Genomic DNA, 9,275 nt, shown 5'->3' on the forward strand with positions numbered 1-9,275 from the left:
AGTTGGCTGGTTACCTTGAATGTATATAAACATTCTCAAAGGGATTTCTAAATCGTTAAGGGATCAACTTTGGGAGAGAGTTCAAAATTGATCCTTTTTTTATAACAGGAATTCAAATCTTTTTGTTCCATTAAAGGGCGCTGTTCTGGAGCAAGGATCTGCGCCATGAATTACAGAATTGGGCTATATTGTGGAATAACTTATTGTGAGAATAGGGAGATTTAAATGCGCAAAGAAAAAGAGATGATAAACCTTTTTAAAAATATTGTTATGAATGATGACGGCATCAGATTATCAGTCCTTGAAGGTTCTAGAACAAACCAAAACATTCCAAAAGATGATTTTCAAGATTATGATATTTCCTTTTTTGTCACAGATATCGCACCCTATAAGAAAGATGATGATTGGCTAAATATTTTCGGCAATATGGTTTTCATGCAAAAACCAGAGGATATGGAATTATTTCCGGCAGAGTTTGAGCACTGGTTCACCTACATTATGTATTTTAACGATGGTATAAAGATTGATCTGAGTTTAATTCCTTTAGATGAGGTAAACAAATACTTTTCCAACTCAGATGGCTTAGTAGAAATATTGGTTGACAAAGACGATCGAATCAGTAAAGCGATTATTCCAAGTGATATTAAATACTGGACAAAAAAGCCCAATGAACAAGAGTTTGATGATTGCTGTAATGAATTTTGGAATGTATCAGCTTATGTAGCAAAAGGATTGTTTAGAAAAGAACTTCTTTTCGCATTGGATCATTTTAATCAAATTCTCCGTCCTGAACTTTTAAGAATGATATCTTGGGAAGTTGGTCTACGTAAAGGGTTTAATTTTAGTGTTGGCAAAAACTACAAATTTATTGATCAGTATCTACCCGAAAAGGAATTTGACAAACTAACTAAAACCTTCTCACTATCAGGTTATAGAGAATCTTGGGAATCCTTTGAGTTGTGTTGTCAAATGTTCAGAACATATTCTAAAAAGGTCGCTTCCTCATTAGGTTACAAGTATCCTGAATACGATCAAAAAATGACACGCTTTATTCGCAATGTTTACGAAAAATTGAGTGAAAAATAATCTTATGGAATGTAACCTGTTATTAAGCTAACGGGCGCGATTGTGGAAGAACAAATAGTCATTTAAGTTACAACCGAAGAGTTTAACTACTCCTCGGTTGTTTTTATTTATTCATACTTCACAAACGCATCTTTAAAGCCAGCTTTCTTTGCTTTTTCTAGTTGCTTATCTGCATTCTTTTTAACACTATACGCACCAACCTGAACCCGATATAGTTTCTTTCCACCAGTTGATGGCTTTGAGGTTGACGCACCTTTCGATAATTCCTTCTTCACATCTGCCCGAAACGTATCCATTGATTTTCCATGTTTTGAAAACCAATGACGTGGGTCACCATGATTACTAGCAATTTTCTTCTGATAGCCTTCATAATGACCGATGATGTTTTTCTCCGTCAGTTTGTATTGTTTACAAAGATAAGCACAAAGTTCAACCGCTTCTTTATAAACCTTATTAAAGTAAGTCTTATCAGTTAAACCATCTTCACAAATTTCAAAACCAATATGTGTATTATTCGCATCACCGCCCGCATGCCATCCGCGATGATTCCAAGGTAAAGTTTGGTAAGTTGCAATTGATCCATCTTTTAACTTTCCGATAAAAGCATGAACACATACTTGTCTTCCATCTGGACGTGGCTGGTTCCAGTGATTGTTGTATTGATTCTTTCCTAACAAACCATCATCTGGGCCAACGTAACGTTTTAAATTGGGATTGTTTGCCCCTGTGCTATGGACCATGATTCCTTTTGGTGTAATTTTCCTTCCTGCCTTGTAACATTCATTCTTCGTTAAAAATAATTGTTTTAATTTCATTCTTCATTTCCTCCCTTATTGTTTAACTGAGCAAGTACATTTTTCAACTTCTCAGGTATTGGTAAACCTAATTGTGAAGCATTTTCCAACATAGAAATACCTTCATTCGAGCAATAAAAAAAGATGACTGCTGTTCTTAGAACGCTGCCATCCCCTATCAAGTGAGTGTCAATCATATGTCCGACACCTACCAATATAAAAATTAATACCTTTTTAAATATCCCCCGGTAACCAATTTCACTAGATAGTTCCTTATCGACAATTGCACACATAACTCCAGTGATATAATCAGTAACAACCAATATGATCAATGCATACAAAAAGCCATCTAACCCTCCTAAAAACCAACCAATAAATCCACCTAGCGCTGTAACGATGATTTGTATCCAGTTCCATATATCCTTCATAGAAAAGTTTCCCCCTTTAATTTTAAAAACATCTATATAAAAAGGATGTCCACATTTTATAGACACCCTTGAATTGTTTATATTTGTTTTGGTAATGCTTCCCAAACTCGCATATCCTCCTGTCCTAATGACCAAATAGCAATGCCTCGTAACTTCCACTTGTAAGCTGCCTCGTTTGCCCAATAAACTAAGCTATCGACATCTTGATAATAAAGAATTGAAAAACCATCCGCATCTCCTAAACTGAGTAAATCAGCAATCATACGATTCTCTATTACGCTCCAATAAAAATAAGATTTCCCAGCTTGGACATTCTCCAAAATCACTGGAAAATCTTATTTTATCAATACTTCAACCGTTTTTATTCCGCCACCTGTTCAGGTAAAAACTTGTCGTGCTATTTCCCACGCCTCCAACCCGCATTCCACCACTCGCTGGTAAAAAGAAGTCTTGCTACAAATCCCGTTTTTTGCCCAATCCGTTGTCAATTTCGCCCCTTTTTCACGCCTTTTTTCACGCTTTTTAACACGCATTTTGCTCATGTAAAATGGAGTTTTGACAGAGTGGATAATAGATAAAAGGCTTAAGGACGTAGTAGACATAAGGGTTTAGGACGAAAGAAAACAGGAAAAATAGCACGACTTCTTTAGCCCCAAGGGAGAAATCATAGCAAGACTTTATTATGCATGTCACGACTTCTTTGTTTGGTTACACACCCTAGACATCAAGCTTGGTAGCTTGTCGCATGTGGAGCTTGTTTGTAACATAGAACGTCGTAAGTAACTAGGGAATATGTTGTTAATACATTCAACACAGGTGGAGTGTGTCTCGTTGCTACAAAGAGAAACTATATAGAAATCCTTAGTTTTAAACACTTTCACAAGCATTTCATGTATGTAGGAGAAGGTGAAAAAACGAGAAATAAAGTACTGAAAAACCACATCACCGTTTCGGTGGTAATTGATCTGGGGTGTGGGAACACAATAAAATGATGGTAATATGCCTTGAACAGCCTCCTATCAATAAGAGATAAGGGGCTGTTCAATTTGAACTGGACGTGAATTTAAAAATGAAATATATTGTTAAGGGAAACAGATTATCGTTAAACTTTCTATATTAATAACCGATGTAAATGATAAGTTTACAAAATATTAATTTAGGAGGTTCTTAGAAAATGAAAAAAATAGTTTCAACAGGGCTTTTATTATTTTTTGTAGTCACTTTTCTTATCGGTAATAATGTTACACAGGCTTCTGCGAGTTTTGATGGAATAACGAATTCTGTTAACGATTTTAAAGTGGAAACAGACAACGGGGACACAGGAGGAGTCTCATCTATTTCTAATAGCTTAAGCATAGATAAGGAACAGGGGATTGATATAGAACGCCCACCGTATTCTGTTTATTCGAATTTTAGTGTTTCAGGAGACCGTATGAATTTTTCTGATACTTTAACTGCTGCTGATCCAGATGATTTTTGGTTTTTTAGTGTTGATACTGATAGAAGCATTGTTCTTAAAATTCAAACGGAAAATCCAGATTATGTTGTGAAATTGTACCAAGTAGATTGGGAAACCCAAACTCTTTATCCGACGACTCTTGAAGGAACCCCGGGAGAGCAGGTAACGCATAGTCAATTACCAAGTGGGGACTGGGCATTGAGGGTCTACTCAACAAATACCTACGGAGACGCATATTCAATTAAAATGAATGCTACAAATCCATCTGGAGCCGTAAATATATTGTCGGCGTCCGATTCATTGTTATACCTTGTATTAGGTTATCCGAATAATGATATTTATTCTAATGGAACTTATGTCGCCACACTTGGGCAGAATAATACTCATTTAAATTGGGAAAGAGAATACTATTTTGCATGGGATGGAAATTATAATAAACGAACACACAAGGTATCAGATGCAAAAGTTAAATCTATTTCACGTCCAGTAAGTTATCATTCAAATTATGCAGATTCAGATAATGCAATACTCATCTACTTAGAGAAGGATACCTTATTTACGTATTTTGAGTCCTCTTTTAGATCTGGTCCACCAACACAGTATAATAACTCTTTTGTAGATACAATAGGAAAGACCACACCAAGAAGGCTAGATAACGATGATCTTACTAATTGGGGAGACCATATATTGGTTTACGATTTAAATACACAGAAACCAATTGATTTCTTTAGTATTTTAAACTTTTATTATGCAGGTGGTATTGAACCACTCCCTTCAATTACATTTTTAAATTAAATATCAAATAATTTCTTATTCGATTATTAAATATTTTAATATGATAAAGTGTAGGAGGTAGTGACAATGAAAATCAATCCATTTATAACGGGCAATTACCATTCCATTAATCTTAAAAACAATACGATTGTAGATAGGCAAAATTCAAAAAGTAAAGGTCATTTTTCAACGAGCACATTTTCCACACAAGGTCTTTTTTATAAACAAGACTTTTCTAAAGAACAAGCAATGCAAAGGGCAAAGGAGCCAATCTTTGTTAATGTAATCAAACAAGAGGATGGTACGATTTTATTTGACCGTAAACAATTAAGCGATGAAGAAGTATTATCACTTCGGGAAAGTGACCTTAAAAATGTAGATGTTAATTGGGGGGCTTTAGAATTACATTTGGCGGGACTGCAAGCGAGCTATACTTCTGCTGACCAGATTGCCTATAACTTAGATTATTTCGCATCTGAATATGCAGAGTATTCATCACAAATCAATATGCGATTTGAAGGTCAAGAACGGATGGAACAGTTACAAAAGTTAGATGGCATGATTTATTCAAGTGTTGAAAAATATGCGAATGAATTTGCTGAAATGGCAGGTAACTTTTTTTCAGAAAATGGTATGAATATAGACGGAGATCAATTTAAAGATACCATTATAGAGTTTTTTGAACAAAGAAAGAATGCTTATACATCGTTCATTCAAGAAAATGAAAACTATGCAGGGGTTAAAGGGACAGAAGATGAGTGGTTATTAAGTGATATCCAATATATGAGTGAACAATTACGTTATACATTTACTAACCAGCATTCGGATGTGGATTTTATCAGTTCAAATGGAATGAATATAGATGATTTAGTAGCGGTCGGCACCATTATGAAAGAAACGAAGCATATTGGTTCTGGTTTTGGGGGAGTAAGTTACAATAAGCATAAATCAGAAGAAGAATTCGGTGTAGAACTTGGATTATCTGCAATGAAATATGCTTTAATCATGGAAAATTACGATGTAACAGAGGATATGAAAACGAGTCTTAACATTGCGTTTGGAAATTTTTTGGGAAATCAAAATGAACGTGCTAGTAACTATGTGGCAGAAATGCAGAAAGATCCATTTGTTAGGGACAAGGAGTCATATGCTGTCAATTGGAATAAGGAATTCGTTACAAATATTATTAACAAGATGGTTCATAACTTAAAAGCGACGGACATAAACCAATCGTTTAAGGAAGATATAAATATTTTGATTGAGTTATACAAAAATAAAACAAATAGTGGGAAAACAAGCCAGTTATCACGTTATCATGATTACCATAATACATGGGAAGAAGCTCATTATGTCGATGATTGGAACAGGTTTGTTGATGGGCTTTCATATCAGGCAGGAATAGACCTGAAAGATTACGTTCTTGAGTATCAAATTGATTTATTTAATACAATGATTTGATGTGAGAACACAATAGAATAAAAACATTGTAAGGCGTTCAAATAAAATGAACGTCTTTTTTTTACGCTTAAAAACGGAGAATAGAAGGTGGAATATGACAAAACTAACTTTAGGAAGTTTATTTGATGGGATTGGTGTATTTCCATTAGCAGCTTCTCGTTATGGGATTCTACCAATATGGGCAAGTGAAATTGAAAAAGCACCTATATCAATTACGAAGCGACATTTTCCTAACATACATCATTTAGGAGATATTACCAAAGTAAATGGTGGAGAAATACCACCTGTTCATATCATTACATTTGGCTCACCTTGTCAGAACTTATCTAATATCGGTAAACGAGAAGGTCTTACAGGAAGTCAATCCAGTTTATTTTATCATGCCATCCGAATCATAGAAGAAATGAGGTGTGCAACGGTATGTGTCAACTTTTTCTCGGTAGTGTTATTTTATCAATATTTTCAGCATTCTATTTTTGTACGCTTTTTTTGGCTACCGCGCTTACGCTTGCTGGCCTGTCTATGACATAAGGTTCGAAAAGCACGAACCTTATGTCATAGACAGGTTAATCTTAAAACTTAAGTAAGTGCTTTGAATAATCTTCCAATCGCGGAAGAATGGGCTGTATACAAGCTAATGGAACCTTGTTTTGCCCCTATTGAGTCTAGAGTCGGTTGTCGTAATAAACTCGATATACGTACTTTTTTCTTCACATCACGTTGTTTTCTGTAGCTTCTTTGTTGTGAAGCTAAATATACTTTCCTGAGCGTATCATTTGCGATCCCTTGTTTAATTTTCACCATAGCTTCTGCTCCCGCTTTACTCCAATGCATACCACGTCGTTTCATGCGAAAAGTTATGCGTCTTTGATTCGATTCCATTGCACCTAACCCTCGTGCATCCTTCGGATAACTATCAACCCTATTACGCCAGTCTGATATATAATCCCAATGATTTAAAATATATGTTCGAAATTTAGTTACTTTCTCCATATCCTTATCAATTTCTAATTGACTTTCATACGTATCTAAAATAAGTGTGAACTTATCTAAATCATGCTCTTTCAGAGCTTCACGTACTTTGTCTTTCCACTCATTCTTTCGATAACCGAATGTACGATTAATATCCTGTTGAATATGGTATTCATCTAACTGATGTAGTAATGGATAGTTAGACTGCGAATAGACCTCTTTGAACCGTTCAGATGAATAACCGGCACCTCCATCACTATTTGATACGACTTGAGTGTTTTGAAGCGCATATTCATTAGCCGAGAAGGCTTTCACTTCTTCCCAAAATTCATCTATCGACTTTGTAGTCAGAATAACTTTAGGTCTTTTTAGAGATACTCGTTTACCATTTTTACTCCATCCCTCATACATAATCCCATGTGACACTTCAATGTGTTTTTTCTTCTTTACATCCCTAACAAAAACACCATCCGCCTCAGTATATAAATAATCAACTTCTTTTTTCCCTTTAGGTAGCTCAGCGGCATACTCCAGATCCAATACCATTTCCTTATCAGCTGCTGCTTGGGCTTCACCTACGAGTCGAACAACAGTACCAACTGTTGTGTGACTGATATCAACTGCTGTCCATTCACTAAGAATCCGAGAGGATTCACGATACGTACTATTACTAGCTAACTCAGCCACTTTTATCTCAACTAAAGGGCTGTAGCGTTGCCTTTTTCTAAATCCCAACCAACTATCCAAAGGATAGTGTGGTTCTCCATTATCATCGTACATAAGGGTACGTCTGTAGCGAACGTTGCCAAAAGTAAACTGTATGTCTTTATAGTCATTTCTTTCTACTTTCCAATTTGCATCTTGTTTTTCTTTTTTAATCACTTTATTCAGTTGAGTAAACACTTCACCAACTAAATCAGCAAATGTATCATACATCAATAACTGCACTTGTTCCTCAAATTCAATTAAGTTATTTGTTTCCTTTAATAATTCATAAATTCTTGATATAATATGTTCCATGAGAAGGCGTTCTATTATAAATGTATTTGCCGTCGAAGCATACATTTATAATAGAACGCCTTCTCTTTTTTGTATAATAAAATACCCCCGAGTAAAATATTACACATATGTGCAATTATCCCTTGATTATTTTTATTCATTCATACTTCACAAATGCATCTTTAAAGCCAGCTTTCTTCGCTTTTTCCAACTACTTATCTGCATTCTTTTTAACACTATACGTGCCAATCTGCACGAGATATAGTTTCTTTCCACCAGTTGTTGATGGTTTAGCTGTTGACGCACTTGTTGACGTACTTTTTGTCAATTCTTTCTTCACATCTGTCTGGAACCTAATCATCGACTTACCATGTTTTGAAAACCAATGACGTGGGTCACCATGATTACTAGCAATCTTCTTTTGATAGCCTTCATAATGACCGATAATATTTTTCTCAGTTAACTTAGTTTCGCATTGCGCAAAAATTGTCGCATCACGTCTTCTTCCGTATGATCGTCTAATGCAGACGTCGGCTCATCTAATATGAGGACGGATGGGTGCATCAGGGCAACCCGTGCGAGTGCAATCCTCTGTTTTTCGCCTCCTGACAATGTTGCCACATCGTCTTCTAATGATTGATTTAACTTCATCTCTTGTAACACACGCATCATTTCTTCTTCTGTCGCTTCTCGTTTTTCCGCATAGTGTAAACCGAGCTGCAAATTATCGCGAACACTTCCTTCTACGATGAGCGGTGTTTGCGACAACATGACAACGTCGCGACGTAACGTGACCGCGTCCATTTCTTTAAGGTCTCGGCCTTTATATGTAATCGTTCCTTCGGTTGGGCTATTCATTTTATTGAGCAATTTCGCAAGCGTCGACTTCCCCGCTCCACTTTCCCCGACGATACATGTAATGTCTCCTTCGTGGATCATCAAAGTGGGGACGTGCAACACGTTTAAAAAGCGAATATTTTGTAGTTCAAACATATCCTCATCCTTTCTTCTATTCTGTACCCGATTTCTCTTATTTTACACAACTTCGGTGAAAGAATGCGCGATTCCAATGATTCTCGATAAGAAAAAAGTTGAAATCGCAAATGCGCCATTCCAACTTTTTCTCGTTTAGATGATCGTATTCTAGTTTATTGCAACCACTCCCTCCATACAGAGGGAGACAATTAGAATCGAACGAATACCGTACAGCATGGGCATTTCAATCCACTCCCTCCATACAGAGGGAGACTATTAGCGATCGCTCGAATTGCAGGATTATCAGCCATTTCAATCCACTCCCTCCAT

The 9,275-nt window shown here is 36.0% G+C and carries 9 protein-coding genes and 1 pseudogene; 4 read left to right on the forward strand and 6 right to left on the reverse strand.

Translation table 11 applies throughout. The features are described from left to right. Positions 1-225 precede the first annotated feature (225 nt). Complete coding sequence (gene ant(6) / locus VIG73_RS03375; protein ID WP_205177999.1) at positions 226-1,086, forward strand: aminoglycoside 6-adenylyltransferase; 861 nt, start codon at positions 226-228, stop codon at positions 1,084-1,086. Between the two features lie 107 nt (positions 1,087-1,193). Here ant(6) and VIG73_RS03380 read toward each other — a convergent pair whose 3' ends face one another. The 3 genes from VIG73_RS03380 to VIG73_RS03390 form a co-directional block, all read right to left on the reverse strand. Then, the gene (locus VIG73_RS03380) at positions 1,194-1,901 is read right to left on the reverse strand and encodes an N-acetylmuramoyl-L-alanine amidase (RefSeq protein ID WP_186088528.1); all 708 of its coding nucleotides are present in this window, start codon (positions 1,899-1,901) and stop codon (positions 1,194-1,196) included. Next, entirely contained in the window at positions 1,898-2,308 is a 411-nt protein-coding gene (locus VIG73_RS03385) for a phage holin family protein (RefSeq protein WP_186088527.1), read from the reverse strand. Before VIG73_RS03385 ends, VIG73_RS03380 begins: the two co-directional genes overlap by 4 nt. Before the next feature lie 77 nt (positions 2,309-2,385). After that, positions 2,386-2,634 (reverse strand): hypothetical protein, encoded by a 249-nt coding sequence (locus tag VIG73_RS03390; RefSeq protein WP_331639141.1) that lies wholly within the window; start codon positions 2,632-2,634, stop codon positions 2,386-2,388. An 848-nt stretch (positions 2,635-3,482) separates the two neighbouring features. On the opposite strand from VIG73_RS03390, the gene VIG73_RS03395 reads away from it, so the two are divergent. From VIG73_RS03395 to VIG73_RS03405, 3 genes and pseudogenes are all read left to right on the forward strand, one after another. Further along, entirely contained in the window at positions 3,483-4,562 is a 1,080-nt protein-coding gene (locus tag VIG73_RS03395; RefSeq protein ID WP_331639142.1) for a hypothetical protein, read from the forward strand. Positions 4,563-4,628: 66 nt separating this feature from the next. Continuing rightward, positions 4,629-5,999 (forward strand): hypothetical protein, encoded by a 1,371-nt coding sequence (locus VIG73_RS03400; RefSeq protein ID WP_331639143.1) that lies wholly within the window; start codon positions 4,629-4,631, stop codon positions 5,997-5,999. Positions 6,000-6,093: 94 nt separating this feature from the next. Further along, positions 6,094-6,417: pseudogene (locus tag VIG73_RS03405) on the forward strand (DNA cytosine methyltransferase); the annotation flags it as partial. Between the two features lie 161 nt (positions 6,418-6,578). Here the strand turns inward: VIG73_RS03405 and VIG73_RS03410 are convergent. From VIG73_RS03410 to VIG73_RS03420, 3 genes are all read right to left on the reverse strand, one after another. Beyond that, the gene (locus VIG73_RS03410) at positions 6,579-7,991 is read right to left on the reverse strand and encodes an ISLre2 family transposase (RefSeq protein WP_331639144.1); all 1,413 of its coding nucleotides are present in this window, start codon (positions 7,989-7,991) and stop codon (positions 6,579-6,581) included. 190 nt (positions 7,992-8,181) lie between these two features. Beyond that, positions 8,182-8,331, reverse strand: coding sequence for a hypothetical protein (locus VIG73_RS03415; RefSeq protein ID WP_331639145.1), 150 nt, complete (start codon positions 8,329-8,331; stop codon positions 8,182-8,184). A gap of 98 nt (positions 8,332-8,429) precedes the next feature. Continuing rightward, the gene (locus VIG73_RS03420; protein WP_331639146.1) at positions 8,430-8,963 is read right to left on the reverse strand and encodes an ABC transporter ATP-binding protein; all 534 of its coding nucleotides are present in this window, start codon (positions 8,961-8,963) and stop codon (positions 8,430-8,432) included. Between the last annotated feature and the right edge of the window lie 312 nt (positions 8,964-9,275).

Origin of the sequence: Cerasibacillus sp., from assembly GCF_036516575.1 — a bacterium.
Lineage (GTDB): Bacteria > Bacillota > Bacilli > Bacillales > Amphibacillaceae > Cerasibacillus.